This is a genomic window from Mycobacterium sp., from assembly GCF_039583785.1.
Classification (GTDB): Bacteria; Actinomycetota; Actinomycetes; order Mycobacteriales; family Mycobacteriaceae; genus Mycobacterium.
Map to the genome: position 1 here is coordinate 65,027 of NZ_JAVKSG010000009.1, position 15,840 is coordinate 80,866.

The following is a 15,840-nucleotide window of genomic DNA, read 5'->3' on the forward strand; positions in this document are numbered from 1 at the left end:
CTACGCCAGTAGTCATCAGAGCCCGGCTGCCCGTCTGGGAAGATGTCTGCGTGCACGCCAACCTCGACGCCGCGACGACCTCGCGCGCGCATTTTCGCGTGCTGGCGGCCGAGCACCGCGTGGTGCCGGTGACCCGCAAGGTGCTCGCCGACGCCGAGACTCCACTGTCCGCCTACCGCAAACTCGCCGACAACCGGCCCGGCACGTTCCTGCTCGAGTCTGCCGAGAACGGCCGGTCGTGGTCGCGGTGGTCGTTCATCGGGGCCGGCGCGCCGTCGGCGCTGACGGTGCGCGACGGGCAGGCGGTGTGGCTGGGCACGGTCCCGCACGACGCGCCCACCGGCGGCGATCCACTACAGGCCCTGCGCGAGACATTGCAGTTGCTGGCCACGGCTGCGCTACCGGATCTGCCGCCGCTGTCCGGCGGCATGGTCGGATTTTTCGCCTACGACCTGGTGCGGCGCCTCGAGCGGCTGCCCGAGCTCGCTGTCGACGACCTCAACCTCCCGGACATGCTGCTGCTGCTGGCCACCGACCTGGCCGCCGTGGACCACCACGAGGGCACCATCACGCTGATCGCCAACGCGGTGAACTGGAACGGCACCGACGAGCGTATCGACGAGGCCTACGACGACGCGATCGCGCGCCTCGACGTGATGACCGCGGCGCTGGAGCAGCCGCTGCCGTCGACCGTCGCCACGTTCACCCGGCCCGCGCCGCAGCACCGCTCGCAGCGCACGGTGGGAGAGTACGGCGCGATCGTCGAGCGCCTGGTCGGCGAGATCGAGCGCGGCGAGGCGTTTCAAGTGGTGCCGTCGCAGCGTTTCGAGATGGACACCGACGTCGAGGCGATCGACGTCTACCGGATGCTTCGGGTGTCCAACCCTAGCCCGTACATGTATTTGCTTCACGTGCCCAATGGTGAAGGGGGAACCGCCTTTTCGATCGCGGGGTCCAGCCCGGAGGCTCTGGTGACGGTGCAGGACGGCTGGGCGACGACGCACCCGATCGCCGGCACCAGGTGGCGTGGCGAGACCGAAGACGCGGACCAGCTGCTGGAAAAGGAGCTACTGGCTGACGAGAAGGAGCGCGCCGAGCATCTGATGCTGGTCGACCTCGGTCGCAACGACCTCGGTCGGGTGTGCGTTCCCGGCACCGTCCGCGTCGAGGACTACAGCCACATCGAGCGCTACAGCCACGTCATGCACCTGGTGTCCACGGTGAAAGGGATGCTCGCCGACGGTCGGACCGCGCTCGACGCCGTTACCGCCTGCTTCCCGGCCGGCACGTTGTCGGGTGCTCCGAAGGTGCGGGCGATGGAGCTGATCGAGCAAGTCGAGAAAACCCGGCGCGGCCTCTATGGCGGCGTGATCGGCTACCTCGACTTCGCCGGCAACGCCGACTTCGCCATCGCGATCCGCACCGCGTTGATGCGCGACGGCACCGCCTACGTGCAGGCCGGCGGCGGGGTGGTGGCCGACTCCAACGGGCCCTACGAGTACACCGAAGCGAGCAACAAGGCGCGGGCGGTGCTGAGCGCCATCGCCGCCGCCGAGACCCTGCGTAGCCCGGATGCCTGATGCCCGGCCCGCGCGCCTGACGATCCGGGCGGCGCAGGTTCTGTTGGTGGTCTCGGCCGCCGGACTCTGGGCGGCGTCTCGCCTGACCTGGGTCGAACTGCACGTTTTCGACGGCCTGGGTCCGCCGACATGGGCCACGTTGTCCGGCGCCGGCTGGTCTTCGGCCCTGCTGCCGCTGGCGCTGTTGCTGCTGGCGACAGCCCTGGCCGCCCTGGCCGTCCGGAACTGGGCGTTGCGGGCGCTGGCAGTGCTGGTGGCACTGGCCAGCCTGGCGGCGGGATACCTGGCGATCAGCACGCTTGAGACCCCTGACCTGGCCGCTCGCGGCGCCGAACTGGCGCATGTGCCGTTGCTGGAGCTAGTCGGCAGCAAGCGGCACTACCCGGGCCCGGTGATCACGCTGGTGACCGCCGTCGGCATGCTGGTCGCCGCCGCCCTGCTGATGCGCGCAGCCGCCTCGGCCGGACGTACCGCCACGAAGTACCTGGCGCCCGCCGCTCGCCGGTCTGCGGCACGCCGCGACCACGAGGCCCCGTCGGAACGCACGATGTGGGACGAGCTCGACGAGGGCCGTGACCCGACCGACCCAGCGGACGATCCGCCGACCGAACCTGACACCGAGGGTCGGTGACGAACGCCACCGTGGCGCTCGCTACCCTCGGAGGACTCCGTCAATAATCGGGTGGCGGCCGGGGAGAGGAACCGACAGCATGAGTTCGGCAAGCGTGCTCGACTCCATTATCGAAGGAGTCCGCGCCGACGTTGCCGCTCGTGAAGCGTCGGTGTGCATGTCGGAGATCAAGACTGCCGCCGAAGCCGCCCCGCCACCACGTGATGTGTTGGCAGCGTTGCGGGAACCCGGTATCGGTGTCATCGCCGAGGTGAAGCGGGCCAGCCCCTCGGCCGGCGAGCTCGCGTCCATCGCCGATCCGGCCGCCCTCGCGTGCGCCTACGAAGAGGGTGGCGCCCGGATCATCAGCGTGCTGACCGAAGAACGTCGCTTCCGCGGCAGCCTGGCTGACCTTGACTCTGTGCGTGCCGCAGTCTCGATTCCCGTGCTGCGCAAAGACTTCGTAGTGGGTCCCTACCAAATTCACGAGGCCCGCGCGCACGGCGCCGACATGCTGCTGCTGATCGTGGCCGCGCTGGATCAGCCGGCGTTGGAGTCGATGCTGGAGCGCACCGAATCGCTCGGCATGACAGCGCTTGTCGAGGTGCACACCGAAGGCGAAGCCGACCGCGCACTGAAAGCCGGAGCCCGGGTCATCGGCGTCAACGCCCGCGATCTACGCACTCTGCGGGTCGACCGGGATTGCTTTGCACGCATCGCGCCCGGCCTGCCGTCGGACATCATCCGGATCGCCGAATCGGGTGTGCGGGGCAGGGCTGACCTGCTGGCTTACGCCGGCGCCGGCGCCGATGCCGTGCTCGTCGGCGAGGGCTTGGTCACCAGCGGGGATCCTCGCGCGACCGTCGCCGATCTGGTCACCGCAGGCAAGCACCCGTCGTGCCCCAAGCCGGCCCGCTAATCCGTCTGAATTCGATGCGCCGCTTCCCTGTTGAGCGTTCGTGATGGCAGACATCTGGGGTCCGCAACTTCCGCGTTCCAGCGCCGCAATCGCCGAACCCACCTCGCACGATCCCGACGCTCGTGGCCACTTCGGTGTCTACGGCGGCCGATTCGTCGCCGAGGCACTGATGGCGGTCATCGAAGAAGTCACCGCGGCCTACGAGAAGGTGCGCACCGACCAGGCCTACCTCGACAAGCTCGACCGCTTGCAGACGCACTACACCGGCCGGCCGTCGCCGCTGTACGAGGCGACCCGGCTCAGCGAGCACGCTGGCGGGGCGCGCATCTTCCTCAAACGAGAAGACTTGAACCACACCGGTTCTCACAAGATCAACAATGTGCTCGGCCAAGCCCTGCTGGCCCGCCAGATGGGTAAGACCCGGGTGATCGCCGAGACCGGCGCCGGCCAGCACGGCGTGGCCACCGCGACCGCGTGCGCGTTGCTCGGCCTAGACTGCGTGATCTATATGGGCGCCGTCGACACCGCCCGGCAGGCACTCAACGTCGCCAGGATGCGTCTGCTGGGTGCCGAAGTCGTCTCGGTAGAGTCCGGATCGCGAACCCTCAAGGACGCCATCAACGACGCGTTCCGCGACTGGGTGACCAACGCCGAGGACACCTACTACTGCTTCGGCACCGCCGCTGGGCCGCACCCGTTCCCGACGATGGTGCGCGATTTTCAGCGGGTGATCGGACTCGAAACACGGGTGCAGATCCAGGATCAGGCCGGGCGCCTGCCCGATGCCGTCACCGCATGCGTGGGCGGGGGATCGAACGCGATCGGCATCTTTCATGCCTTCCTCGACGACCCCGGGGTCCGACTGGTCGGTTACGAGGCCGCCGGTGACGGCGTCGAAACCGGCCGCCACGCCGCTACGCTCACCGGCGGGTCACCGGGTGCGTTTCAGGGATCGTTCTCGTTCCTGTTGCAGGATGACGATGGGCAGACCGTCGAGTCGCACTCGATCTCGGCGGGCCTGGACTACCCGGGCGTGGGCCCCGAGCATGCCCGGCTGAAAGACACCGGGCGAGCCGAATACCATCCGATCACCGACACCGAGGCGATGGATGCGTTCCGGCTGCTGTGCCGCACCGAAGGCATCATCCCGGCGATCGAATCGGCGCACGCGGTGGCGGGTGCGATCAAGCTGGGCGTCGAATTAGGCAGCGGGGCAATCATTGTCGTGAACCTGTCCGGCCGCGGAGACAAAGACGTCGAGACCGCCGCGAAGTGGTTCGGTCTGCTGGACGACGGCGACGATGCGGGCAGCGCAGCTGCCCGAGGTGGGGGCACCTCCCGCTTGCGGGGGAGAGCCGGACAATCGGGTCCGGATCAATAATGACTGTCGAGCAGGGCGAAAAGAGCCGCCTGCAAGCACTTTTCAGTGCGTGTCGAGGCGAAAATCGTGCGGCGTTGATCGGATATCTGCCGACCGGATATCCCGACGTCCCGACATCGATCGACGCGATGCAGGCGTTGACCGAATCCGGTTGCGACCTCATCGAAGTCGGCGTTCCATATTCGGACCCGGGGATGGACGGCCCGGTGATCGCGAACGCCGCGGAGGCTGCGTTGCGTGGCGGGGTGCGGGTGCGCGACACGTTGGCGGCCGTCGAGGCGATCAGCGCGGCGGGCGGTCGTGCCGTCATCATGACGTACTGGAACCCGGTGCTGCACTATGGAGTTGACGCTTTCGCGCGTGACCTGGCCGCTGCGGGTGGATTCGGCCTGATCACCCCGGACCTGATCCCCGACGAGGCCGACGAGTGGCTGGCGGCATCCGAGCAACACCATCTCGATCGCATCTTCCTGGTCGCGCCGTCGTCGACGCCGCAGCGTCTTGCCGATACGGTCGCGGCATCGCGCGGATTCGTCTATGCCGCATCGATAATGGGCGTGACCGGTGCCCGCGACGTGGTGTCCAACGCCGCGCCGGAATTGGTCGCCCACGTCAAAGAGGTCTCAGACATCGCCGTCGGAGTCGGACTGGGCGTTCGTTCGCGGGAGCAGGCCGCCGAGATCGCAAGCTACGCCGACGGCGTCATCGTAGGTTCGGCGCTGGTCTCCGCGCTCACCGATGGGTTGCCCAGTATGCGTGCTCTCAGCGAAGAACTCGCCGCCGGTGTCCGCCAGAGGACTTGGACCTTATGACGACGACCGTGCTGGCGTATTTCCCCAGCCCGCCGCAGGGCGTGTGGTATCTGGGCCCGATCCCGATCCGGGCCTACGCGTTGTTCATCATCGCCGGGATCATCTCGGCGTTGTTGATCGGTGACCGGCGCTGGCAGGCCCGCGGTGGTGAGCGCGGCGTGATCTACGACATCGCCCTGTGGGCCGTGCCGTTCGGGCTCGTCGGTGGTCGGTTGTATCACCTGGCCACCGACTGGCGGACCTACTTCGGCGACGGCGGTGCCGGACCCATGGCAGCGCTGCGTATTTGGGATGGCGGCTTGGGGATCTGGGGCGCCGTCGCGCTGGGCGGGGTCGGCGCGTGGATCGCCTGTCGGCGTCGCGACATTCCGCTGCCGGCGTTCGGCGACGCCATCGCGCCCGGGATCGTTCTCGCGCAGGCGATCGGCCGCCTCGGGAACTACTTCAACCAAGAGCTCTACGGCCGCGAGACCACGATGCCGTGGGGTTTGGAGATCTTTTACCGCCGCGATCCGGCCGGATTCGTCGATGTACATTCACTCGACGGCGTGTCGACCGGACAGCTCGCGATGATCGTCCAACCGACCTTTGCGTACGAATTGCTTTGGAACCTGCTGGTTTTCGTGATTCTGATGATTATCGACCGCCGCTTCACCATCGGACACGGCCGGTTGTTCGCGGCCTATGTCGGGCTCTATTGCGTCGGTCGGTTCGGGGTCGAGCTGCTGCGCGACGACACTGCCACCCACATCGCCGGCATCCGGATCAACTCCTTCACATCGACGTTCGTCCTCATCGGCGCGGTGGTGTACCTGATTCTGGCGCCCAAGGGTCGCGAAGACCCAGCAACGCTCAGTGGGTCGGCGGCTGAGTTGCTGGAGCCGGACTCGCTCGAAGATTCCGCGTCTGAGGCAGCAAAGCCTGCGCCCCCGGCGGCCCCGCCGGCCGCCGCCGCTGAGCAACAGGCCGAGCCGGACGCCGAGGCGGATGCCGTCGTCGCCGAGGCGGACGCCGCTGAGGTCGACCCGCCTGAGGTCGAGGTCGAGCCGGCGCAGGAGCACGGCGAGGCGCCGGAGTCCGACGAGGCGGAGGAAGCCGACGGCAGGGACGCGGCGGCCGAGCACATCGAATCCGACGACGAGACCGAGGACACCAAAGCCGGCGAAGATTCGACCGACAAGAGTCCGGCCGACCAGTGATGCCCGGCCCGGTTGCGCACAGCACTGACCTGCCCGCCGCACGCGGGGGTCGATCGCATTCCTACGCATTGCCAGGATCGGGCGCGCTGCTGGCAGGTGCGCTCGGCTACATCGGTCTGGTCGACCCGCACCGGCCGGACTCGTTTTTCCCGGTCTGCCCGTTCCGACTGTTCACCGGATGGAACTGCCCGGCATGCGGCGGGCTGCGGATGGTCCACGACGTGCTGCACGGCGACCTGGCCGCGGCGATCAACGACAACGTCGTGTTTTTGGTCGGAATCCCGCTGTTGATCGGATGGGTTCTGCTGCGCCGACGCAGCGGCAAGTGGCGGTTGAGACTCCCGGCCGGTGCGGCGGTGATGATGACACTGCTGGCCTGGACAGTGGCGCGCAACCTGCCCGGATTCCCATTGGTTCCGACGTTGCTCACCCATTAGTCCGCTGGGCGAAGCGGGACTGACACGAGATGATCAGATCGCGCGACTATGCTTTTGCTGTGGCAAGACGCGGAAAGATCGTCTGTACCCTCGGTCCGGCCACCAGCTCCGACGAGTCCGTCCGAGCCTTGGTCGAAGCCGGGATGGATGTCGCCAGGCTCAACTTCAGTCACGGTGACTACAGCGATCACAAGGCCGCCTACGACCGGGTGCGTGCCGCCTGCGACGCCACTGGCCGCGCCGTCGGCGTGCTGGCCGACCTGCAGGGCCCCAAGATCAGACTTGGGCGTTTCGCCGACGGGCCGACGTATTGGGCCGACGGCGAGACCGTGCGGATCACCGTCGCGGACTGCGCAGGCAACCACGACCGGGTTTCCACCACCTACAAGCAGCTGGCGCAAGACGCAATGCCCGGCAACCGCGTTCTGGTCGATGACGGCAACGTCGGCCTGGTGGTCGACCACATCGACGGCGACGACGTCGTGTGCACGGTCACCGAGGGCGGTCCGGTCAGCAACAACAAAGGCATGTCGCTGCCCGGCATGAGCGTGTCGGCACCCGCTTTGTCGGAGAAGGACATCGACGATCTCGAGTTCGCGATGCACCTGGGCGTCGACATGGTGGCGCTCTCGTTCGTGCGCTCGCCGTCGGATGTCGAGCTCATCCACGAGGTGATGGACCGGGTTGGCCGGCGGGTACCGGTCATCGCAAAACTCGAGAAGCCGGAAGCCATCGACAACCTCGAGGCCGTGGTGCTGGCCTTCGACGCAGTGATGGTCGCCCGCGGCGACCTGGGTGTCGAATTGCCGTTGGAAGAGGTGCCGCTGGTCCAAAAGCGCGTCATCCAAATGGCAAGGGAGAACGCCAAACCCGTGATCGTGGCGACCCAGATGCTCGAGTCGATGATCGAACATTCACGGCCTACCCGCGCCGAGGCCTCCGACGTGGCCAACGCAGTCCTCGACGGCGCCGACGCGGTGATGCTCTCCGGCGAGACGTCGGTCGGACGGTATCCGCTGACCGCGGTGCAGACGATGGCCCGAATCATCTGCGCGGTCGAAGAGAATTCGACGGCGGCACCGCCGCTGACGCACGTGCCGCGGACCAAGCGCGGAGTGATCAGCTACGCCGCCCGCGACATCGGTGAACGGCTGGACGCCAAGGCGCTGGTCGCGTTCACCCAGTCCGGCGACACCGTTCGACGACTGGCGCGGCTGCACACTCCGCTGCCGCTACTGGCGTTCACGCCGCTACCCGAGGTGCGCAGCCAACTGGCCATGACGTGGGGCACCGAGACGTTCATCGTCGGGATCATGCAAACCACCGACGGCATGATCCGCCAGGTCGACAAGTCGCTGCTGTCGCTCGGTCGCTACAAGCGCGGGGACACGGTGGTGATCGTCGCTGGCGCGCCGCCAGGCACCGTCGGGTCGACCAACATGATCCACGTGCACCGCATCGGCGAGGACGACGTCTAACTCGGCCGATGAGCCCGCCCGTTGACGATGCGCTCGGCGTAGCGGAGGGCTGAGGGGGCGGGCCATTAGGCTTGTCCCGGTGTCTGACTTCGACGAGTTGATGGCGGTGCTGGACCTGCACCACGAGGGCGACGACGTCTTCGCCGGATCTCATCCCAGCAAGAACCCGCCTCGGACGTTCGGCGGTCTGATGATGGCGCAGTCTTTCGTGGCGGCGAGCCGCACGCGCGCCCGCAATCTGCCGGCCAACGCGCTGTCCGCACACTTTATCAACGGGGGCGACCCGGCCAAGGACATGCAGTTACAGGTCTTTCGGCTGCGCGACGAACGCCGCTTCGCCAACCGCCGCGTCGACGTGACGCAAGACGGCACCCTGCTGGCGACGGTGATGATCTCCTACCTTGCCGGCGGCAGCGGTCTCGAACACAACGTGGAGCCGCCCGACGTCGCCGATCCGGAGGACGTGCCGACACTGGTGGAACAGCTACGCGGCTACGAGGACCGGGTGCCGTGGTTCGTCAACGCATTGCAGCCCATCGAATGGCGCTACACCAACAAACCGTCGTGGGTGAGGCGCGAGAACTGCAATGAGCTCGACTACAACCGGGTGTGGGTCAAAGCCGCCGGCGAACTGCCGAGCGATCCGATACTGCACACCGCTACCATGCTGTATTCCTCGGACACCACAGTGCTGGATTCGATCATCACCACACACGGACTTTCCTGGGGGTATGACCGCATCTTCGCGGCGACGGTCAACCACTCGGTGTGGTTCCACCGCCAAGTGAATTTCAACGAGTGGCTGCTGTACTCGACATCGTCACCCGTCGCGGCGGATTCGCGCGGTCTGGGCACCGGCTACTTCTTTGACCACTCCCGGCGGCCGGTGGCCACCGTGGTGCAAGAGGGCCTGGTGAAATACTTCCCGGACATCCGTTGAGGCTCTGGCGCAGAACAACTTTACGGCGTCAGCGTAACGCTCAACCGGTCCTGCACGCTGTGTCGAAACTGATCCGCGCAGCGTCCTTCTGCGACCTGGTTGTTGCCGGCCTTCTGTATGCAGTCGACGTAATCGCCGCCTCGGACGTCCTTCCAGATTGTCGTCCAGATCGCGATGAACGCCAGACCGACGACGACCGCCAAGGCGCCCAACACAATACCGGCGATCGCAATCCCGCCGTTGTCGGCGATCCCGCGCTTGGCCCGGCCGCGTCCGACAGCGCCGATGACCACCGCGACGGCGCCCAACGCGATCGGAGCGACCACCGTCGCGACACTCAGCAGACCGATGACGGCCAGCACCAGTGCGGCGATTCCGAACCCGTTCTTCGACGCCACCGGTGCCGCAGGTCCGTGGGTGGGCGGGGGATAGCCAGAGGGGTACGGATACAGCGGTCCGATGTGCGGTGCTTCCGCGGAGTTCTCCCGTCTAACCGGCTGATCCGAAGATCCGGTCATGGCTCGCTCTCTGATCCGGCGACATGGACGACTATCGGCCAGAGTACGCGTCGGCGCTGATACGCATTTCCGGACACCGAATATTGCTGGAAGGGTGCGGGGTTGCCACGACGACCGTTCGCTCCTCGAACATCGAATCGGGTCCGGACGCCAGCAGGCTGCGCAGGACTGCGTCCGCGTCGGCGGCGTCCAGATGCTCGGTCGGCTCGTCTAGCAACACAATCCGCGCGGGTGAGATGAGCGCCCGGGCCAACAATAAACGTCTGCGCTGGCCCGCCGAGAGTGCTTGTGCGCCGCCGGACAACACCGTGTCGAGACCGGTCGCAAGGCCGGACAGCCAGGTGCCCAGACCGACGCGCTGCAACGCGTCCACAAGTTCATGATCCGGGCAGTCGCCACGGGCAACCAACAGGTTGTCCCGCACAGTAGTCGAAAATACATGGGCGTCCTCGGCGAAAAAACTGACCGCACAACCTAGCTCGTCCTCCCGCCAAGCGTGCAGCGGTACCGCGCCGAGTGTGACATCACCGCTGGCGGGAGGCAACAGTCCGGCGAGTGTCATCAGCAGCGTCGTCTTGCCGCAACCGCTCGGCCCGGTGATCGCCAGCCTGGCGCCCGCCGGCAGATCGACGTCGACCGCGGCGGATACCCGCCCGCCCGGCTGCATGGCAACCAGGTTGCTCGCGCACAGTCGCGCGTCGGGAGGCGGCGATACCCCGGTGCTCGTCGTGGCAGGCTCCGCCGATGCGGCCAGCGGCAGCAGACGGTCGGCGGCCAGACGTGATCGTGTCAACTGGATGGCGGCTGCGGGCAGCAACGTCGTCGCCTCGAATGCCGACAGTGGCAACAGCATCAGAACGGCCAACGTGGTGGGAGCAACTGAACCGGTCAGCTGGGTTCCCGCGATGACCGCGCCGAGAACACTGATGCCGATCGCGGCCGTCGGAATGGCCTGCGCGAGCGCCGCCGGCCGGGCTGCGGCGTCGACGGCATCAGCCCACTCACGCTGTCGACGCTGCGACTCGGCGATGACGTCCGCCAACCTGCCGGCCACGCGGAGCTCGGGTGCGTGCTCCAGCGCCAGCATCGCCGACACGTCGCGACCGGAATGACGCTGGCGCGCAATCGTTTCCTGGGCCGTGGCAGATCTGGCCGCCAGCCACGGCGCGACGACGCCGGCGACCACCAGGCAGGCCGCCAGAACTGCCGCCGCGAGCGCCGAGATCGAGCCGACGGCGGCGACTGCGGCAAGCCCGAGTAGCGCTGCGACGCCGGCCGGTAGCAGCGTGCGGACCAACACGTCGGCCAACTGGTCGACGTCGGATCCGACTCGTGACACCAGTTCGCCGGTGTTCAACCGACTCGCAACGTCCGTCGGGCCGCGCGCGAGTCGTTGGTAGATCAGTGCTCGGGCGGTGCCGGCGGCGCGCAGCGCGGTGTCGTGGCTGGCCAGCCGTTCGCAATAGTGCAGCACGCCACGGGAAATCGCGAGAGTACGCACCGTCACCACTGCGATCGACAGGTCCAGGATCGGCGGCATCTGCCAGGCGCGGGTGATCAGCCACGCCGACACTCCGGTCAATCCCAGGGAGCTGGCCACCGACAGCGTCCCGAGCGCCACCGCGAGGACCAGGCTCGCCAGCCGCGGGCGCAATAGGTGCGCGGCGGTCGAAAGCTGATCAGTTGAGCGCATAACGAACCTCGCCGGCACCGGTCACCACGACGACGTCATCGCCGATCGCAATGACGCGTTCGCGATGCGCCACAACGACAACGGTGGCGCCGCGACGGGCTCGTTCGGCCACCGCGCGAAGCACTCGCGATTCCGTGGTGACATCCAGATGGGCCGTGGGCTCGTCGAGAAGTAACACCGGCGCCGATGAGCCGAGTGCGCGGGCCAAGCCCAGCCGCTGCCGCTGTCCCAGTGAAAGGCCCACGCCGCCGGATCCGATAACGGTGTTCAAGCCATCCGGTAACTCAGCCAGTACCTGATCGAATCCCGACGCAGCGCAGGCAGATTCAAGACTTTCCAGCGGACCGAACAGGGTCAGATTCTCGGCTATGGTCCCCGGAAGGAGCACCGGGCGATGCGGCAGCCACGCGATCTGCCGCCACCAATCCGACGGTCGGAGATCGGCGAGCGGGACGCCGCCAACGGTGACTCGGCCGCTCGTGGGTACCGCGATTCCGGCGATCACCTCCAGCGTCGTGCTCTTGCCGGCTCCGTTGGCGCCGGTGAACACGGTGATCCGGCCGGGTCGGGCCACCGCGCTGATGTCGTGCGGGCATAGTCCGTCACGACCGGCGACGCTGAGCCTGTCGATAACAATCGCCGCACCAGCCGCCGGCACCGTCCGTGAACCCGCGCCGGCACCGGCGGAATCCCCGATCAACGTGAATGCCGCGTCGGCCGCCGACCGACCGTCCTGTGCAGCATGGAATTCCACTCCGATCTTGCGTAGCGGCCAAAAGACATCCGGCACGAGCAGCAACACAGTCAGACCCGTGCCCAGGCTGATCTCACCGAACATCAGCCGCAGACCGATGCTCACCGCGACCATCGCTACGCCGAGGGTGGCGAGAAGTTCGAGGACCAGAGACGACAGGAAGGCCATCCGCAACGTGGACATCGTCGAGCGGCGATGGGCGGCAGACAATTCGGCGATGCGCCGTTCGGGTCCGGTGGCGCGGCCCAGCGCCCGCAGTGTCGGTATTCCTGCGATCAGATCCAGGAGCCGGGCCTGCAGAGTTGCCATGGCGGCGAGTGCCGCCGCGGACCGATCAGCGGTCGCCATGCCGATCAGCACCATGAAGATCGGAATCAGCGGTAGTGTGATCAACACGATGACCGCCGATTCGAAGTCATAGAGCCCCAGCACGACTGTGCTCACCGGGGTGAGAATCGTCGCGAGTACAAGGGCCGGCAGGTACGCGGTGAAATACGGTCGCAAGCCGTCCAGTCCGCGGGTCACCACTGCGGCCGCCGCGTCACGTTGATCGTGCAGTTGCCGCGGTTGTCGTGAGGTGACGGCGGTGAGTACCTGGCCGCTGAGATCGGCAATGACAGTGCTCGCGCCGTGTTGACTCAGGCGGGCTTGCAGCCACTGCGCCGCTGCGCGCACCAGCCAGACCGCGAGCAGGACGGCCAACGCCGGCGTCCACTGCGTCAAATCTCGCGCGGAGGACGGCTCGGTGATCACTCGGGAAGCAATATGCGCCAACAGGATTGCCGATAGTATCGCACATCCGGAGATCACCAGACCGCACGCCACCGACTGGGCCAGGTACGTTCGCAGTGGGCCCGACGTGCGCCAGAGCCGTGGATCCAGCGGTGCCCGGCTGGCTCTGCTCAGGAGGCTCGCCTCAACAAACCGGTGGCCGGCGGAATGTGGTCAGCGCAGACACGTTGCCGGAAAACCCAATACGTCCAGCTTTGGTAGATCATTGTCAGCGGGGCCATGACCACCGTCACCCACGTCATGATCTTCAGCGTGTACGGAGTCGACGAGGCGTTGTAGATCGTCAGGCTCAATGGCGTGTTCAACGTCGACGGCACCAGGTTCGGGTAGAGCGCCCCGAACATGAGCACGACGACGGCGGCCACCACGACGGCCGTGCTGAAAAATGCCCAGCCGTCGGATGCGCGCCTGCGCACCAACACCACCGCAGCCAGTTGCGCGGCCACCGCGACCGCCAAGGCCGACCAGGTCCAGTCTTTGCCGTGGGCCAGCTGTGTCCACAGCCCGAAGGCCCCAACAATTCCGGTCACCGCAAGCGACAGCCGTCCGGCAAAGCGATGTGCGTCGTCGCGGATGGCGCCCGAGGTTTTGAGGCCGACGAACACGGCGCCGTAGAACAAGAACAGCCCAGCCGTCGCGAGACCTCCCAGCAGCGTGTAGGCGTTGAGCAGATCGGTGATCGACGCGTCGACGCGCCCGGCGGCGTCCACCGGGAGACCGCGCACCAAGATCGCGAACGCGACGCCCCATAACACGGCGGGCAACCACGAACCGGCGGCGATTCCGACGTCGGCGGCCGTACGCCAGGCCGGATCGTCGATTTTCCCGCGCCACTCGATCGCCACCGCGCGCAGGATCATTCCGACCAGGATGGCCAGCAGCGGTAGGTACAACGTGGAGAAGACCGTCGCATACCAGCCCGGAAATGCGGCGAACATGGCTGCGCCCGCGGTGATCAGCCATACCTCGTTGCCGTCCCATACCGGCCCGATCGTGTTGAGCGCGGCGCGGCGATGGTTTTCCCGTTCGCCCACACCGACACGGGCGAGCGGCTCCATCAGCATGCCGACGCCGAAGTCGAAGCCCTCCAGGATGAAGAAGGCGAGAAACAGCAGGCCGATAATGCCGAACCACAACTGCTGCAGTCCCATCGGTCAGCTCCTTTTCTCGGCGGAACTCAATAAGCGAAGGACAGCGGCGCGATCTCGTCGTCGCTCGGCGAACGGGGCGCGGCTGGCTCGGCGTCGTGTTCCCGCGGCCCTTCGGCGACGTACCGCTTCAGCAGCCAGAACCAGGCAACCGCCAGCAGCGCGTAGATCACGGTGTAGGTCACCAGTGAGATGACCACGACACCAGATGCATGGTGCGAAACGGCTTGGTGAACGGTGAATCGAACCTGCTGATCGCCGGTCGGGTTCGGCGCGACAATCCATGGCTGACGGCCCATTTCGGTGAACACCCAGCCGGATATGTTGGCCAGGAAAGGGGTGGGAATGGTTAGCAGGGCCAGCTTGCCGAACCAGCGCTCAGGTGGGAGTCGACCGCCGCGGGTGAACCACAATGTCGCCAATGCGAACAGCAGCGGAACAGCCAACAACCCGATCATCGCGCGGAAAGACCAATACGTCACAAATAAATTGGGGCGATAGTCGTTCGGCCCGAACCGCTTTTGGTAGTCCTGCGCAATGTCGCGTACACCCGGCAATCTGACGTCGTGGATGCGGCCCTGCGCAAGAAACGGCAGCACGTAGGGCACCTCGATCAGGCGGGTGATGCTGTCGCAGTTGTTGTGGGTGCCGACGGTCAAGACGGAGAAGTCCGGGTCAGTTGCGGTGTCGCACAACGACTCCGCCGAAGCCATTTTCATCGGCTGCTGAACGAACATCAGCTTGCCCTGATGGTCGCCGGTGAACAACAACCCCACCGTTGCGATCAGCGCGATCCAGGAACCCAGGATCGCGGCGGGGCGAAACAGCGCTTGGGCGTCGGTGCCCGCCCCGCCGGTCGCGGGTGCGGATCTGCCGGAACGGACCAGCCACCACGCACTGACAGCGGCAACGAAGGTGGCGGCCGTCAGCAACGAACCGGCCACCGTGTGCGAAAATGCCGCTAACGCAGTGTTATTGGTGAGCAACGCACCGATGTCGTGAAGCTCGGCGCGATGCGTCGCGGGATTGTAGTGCGCACCGACCGGATGCTGCATGAACGAGTTCGCCACAATGATGAAGAACGCGGAGACGTTGACGGCGACGGCGACGATCCAGATGCATGCCAGGTGGACCAGCCTGGGTAACCGGTTCCAGCCGAAGATCCATAAACCGATGAAGGTGGATTCGAAGAAGAACGCGGCCAGACCCTCCATCGCGAGCGGAGCGCCGAACACGTCGCCGACGAAGCGGGAGTACTCACTCCAGTTCATTCCGAACTGGAACTCCTGCACGATTCCGGTGGCAACGCCGATCGCGAAATTGATCAGGAACAACTTGCCAAAGAACTTGGTCAGCTGATACCAGGCCACCCTGCCAGTCACGACCCAGATCGTCTGCATGAGCGCAAGCAGCGGGGCCAAGCCGATCGTGAGCGGCACAAAGATGAAGTGATAGACGGTGGTGATGCCGAACTGCCACCTCGACACGTCGACGACGTTCATCTGTCATCTCCCCGGGCTGCGTCTAACTACTGCACTACGACGCAGTGTAGTAGTTAGCCGCGATTACCGCTATGCCC

General features: G+C 66.4%; 14 protein-coding genes. 9 read left to right on the forward strand and 5 right to left on the reverse strand.

The features are described 5' to 3' along the window. Positions 1 to 50 precede the first annotated feature (50 nt). The 9 genes from ABDV69_RS05790 (at position 51) to ABDV69_RS05830 (ending at position 9,356) form a co-directional block, all read left to right on the forward strand. The gene (locus tag ABDV69_RS05790; RefSeq protein WP_343572424.1) at positions 51 to 1,580 is read left to right on the forward strand and encodes an anthranilate synthase component I; all 1,530 of its coding nucleotides are present in this window, start codon (positions 51 to 53) and stop codon (positions 1,578 to 1,580) included. Further along, positions 1,573 to 2,211: a TIGR02234 family membrane protein gene (locus tag ABDV69_RS05795; protein WP_343572425.1), complete on the forward strand. Its 639-nt coding sequence runs from the start codon at positions 1,573 to 1,575 to the stop codon at positions 2,209 to 2,211. The genes ABDV69_RS05790 and ABDV69_RS05795 overlap by 8 nt, the downstream gene beginning before the upstream one ends. Positions 2,212 to 2,290: 79 nt before the next feature. Further along, the gene (gene trpC / locus ABDV69_RS05800; protein WP_343572426.1) at positions 2,291 to 3,109 is read left to right on the forward strand and encodes an indole-3-glycerol phosphate synthase TrpC; all 819 of its coding nucleotides are present in this window, start codon (positions 2,291 to 2,293) and stop codon (positions 3,107 to 3,109) included. A gap of 43 nt (positions 3,110 to 3,152) precedes the next feature. Continuing rightward, positions 3,153 to 4,490, forward strand: a complete 1,338-nt coding sequence (gene trpB, locus ABDV69_RS05805; protein WP_343572457.1) for a tryptophan synthase subunit beta — start codon at positions 3,153 to 3,155, stop codon at positions 4,488 to 4,490. After that, positions 4,487 to 5,302 (forward strand): tryptophan synthase subunit alpha, encoded by an 816-nt coding sequence (trpA, locus tag ABDV69_RS05810; protein ID WP_343572459.1) that lies wholly within the window; start codon positions 4,487 to 4,489, stop codon positions 5,300 to 5,302. Before trpB ends, trpA begins: the two co-directional genes overlap by 4 nt. Beyond that, positions 5,299 to 6,501, forward strand: coding sequence for a prolipoprotein diacylglyceryl transferase (locus tag ABDV69_RS05815; protein WP_343572427.1), 1,203 nt, complete (start codon positions 5,299 to 5,301; stop codon positions 6,499 to 6,501). The genes trpA and ABDV69_RS05815 overlap by 4 nt, the downstream gene beginning before the upstream one ends. Further along, positions 6,501 to 6,938 (forward strand): DUF2752 domain-containing protein, encoded by a 438-nt coding sequence (locus tag ABDV69_RS05820; RefSeq protein ID WP_343572430.1) that lies wholly within the window; start codon positions 6,501 to 6,503, stop codon positions 6,936 to 6,938. Before ABDV69_RS05815 ends, ABDV69_RS05820 begins: the two co-directional genes overlap by 1 nt. Positions 6,939 to 6,997: 59 nt before the next feature. Next, a complete protein-coding gene (gene pyk / locus ABDV69_RS05825) occupies positions 6,998 to 8,416 on the forward strand; it encodes a pyruvate kinase (RefSeq protein ID WP_343572433.1) in 1,419 nt (472 codons plus the stop codon). A gap of 100 nt (positions 8,417 to 8,516) precedes the next feature. Beyond that, positions 8,517 to 9,356, forward strand: a complete 840-nt coding sequence (locus ABDV69_RS05830; protein ID WP_343572461.1) for an acyl-CoA thioesterase II — start codon at positions 8,517 to 8,519, stop codon at positions 9,354 to 9,356. A 20-nt stretch (positions 9,357 to 9,376) separates the two neighbouring features. On the opposite strand, the gene ABDV69_RS05835 is transcribed toward ABDV69_RS05830, so the two are convergent. From ABDV69_RS05835 to ABDV69_RS05855, 5 genes are read right to left on the reverse strand one after another with little or no spacing between them, the layout of a single operon-like run. Beyond that, positions 9,377 to 9,874 (reverse strand): DUF4190 domain-containing protein, encoded by a 498-nt coding sequence (locus ABDV69_RS05835; protein ID WP_343572435.1) that lies wholly within the window; start codon positions 9,872 to 9,874, stop codon positions 9,377 to 9,379. 31 nt (positions 9,875 to 9,905) lie between these two features. Further along, positions 9,906 to 11,567, reverse strand: a complete 1,662-nt coding sequence (gene cydC, locus ABDV69_RS05840; RefSeq protein ID WP_343572437.1) for a thiol reductant ABC exporter subunit CydC — start codon at positions 11,565 to 11,567, stop codon at positions 9,906 to 9,908. Then, positions 11,554 to 13,170 (reverse strand): thiol reductant ABC exporter subunit CydD, encoded by a 1,617-nt coding sequence (cydD, locus tag ABDV69_RS05845; protein ID WP_343572464.1) that lies wholly within the window; start codon positions 13,168 to 13,170, stop codon positions 11,554 to 11,556. Before cydD ends, cydC begins: the two co-directional genes overlap by 14 nt. A 53-nt stretch (positions 13,171 to 13,223) precedes the next feature. Then, complete coding sequence (gene cydB, locus ABDV69_RS05850; RefSeq protein WP_343572439.1) at positions 13,224 to 14,264, reverse strand: cytochrome d ubiquinol oxidase subunit II; 1,041 nt, start codon at positions 14,262 to 14,264, stop codon at positions 13,224 to 13,226. 26 nt (positions 14,265 to 14,290) lie between these two features. After that, on the reverse strand, positions 14,291 to 15,763 hold the full coding sequence (locus ABDV69_RS05855) for a cytochrome ubiquinol oxidase subunit I (RefSeq protein WP_343572441.1): 1,473 nt from the start codon (positions 15,761 to 15,763) through the stop codon (positions 14,291 to 14,293). Positions 15,764 to 15,840: the final 77 nt, after the last annotated feature.

Coding starts and splice junctions, on each gene's coding strand:
- ABDV69_RS05795 (WP_343572425.1), top strand. CDS start 1,573: ATGCCTGATGCCCGGCCCGCGCGCCTGACGATCCGGGCGGCGCAGGTT.
- ABDV69_RS05830 (WP_343572461.1), top strand. CDS start 8,517: ATGGCGGTGCTGGACCTGCACCACGAGGGCGACGACGTCTTCGCCGGA.
- trpB (WP_343572457.1), top strand. CDS start 3,153: ATGGCAGACATCTGGGGTCCGCAACTTCCGCGTTCCAGCGCCGCAATC.
- cydC (WP_343572437.1), bottom strand. CDS start 11,567: ATGCGCTCAACTGATCAGCTTTCGACCGCCGCGCACCTATTGCGCCCG.
- ABDV69_RS05815 (WP_343572427.1), top strand. CDS start 5,299: ATGACGACGACCGTGCTGGCGTATTTCCCCAGCCCGCCGCAGGGCGTG.
- cydB (WP_343572439.1), bottom strand. CDS start 14,264: ATGGGACTGCAGCAGTTGTGGTTCGGCATTATCGGCCTGCTGTTTCTC.
- ABDV69_RS05820 (WP_343572430.1), top strand. CDS start 6,501: ATGCCCGGCCCGGTTGCGCACAGCACTGACCTGCCCGCCGCACGCGGG.
- ABDV69_RS05835 (WP_343572435.1), bottom strand. CDS start 9,874: ATGACCGGATCTTCGGATCAGCCGGTTAGACGGGAGAACTCCGCGGAA.
- trpC (WP_343572426.1), top strand. CDS start 2,291: ATGAGTTCGGCAAGCGTGCTCGACTCCATTATCGAAGGAGTCCGCGCC.
- ABDV69_RS05855 (WP_343572441.1), bottom strand. CDS start 15,763: ATGAACGTCGTCGACGTGTCGAGGTGGCAGTTCGGCATCACCACCGTC.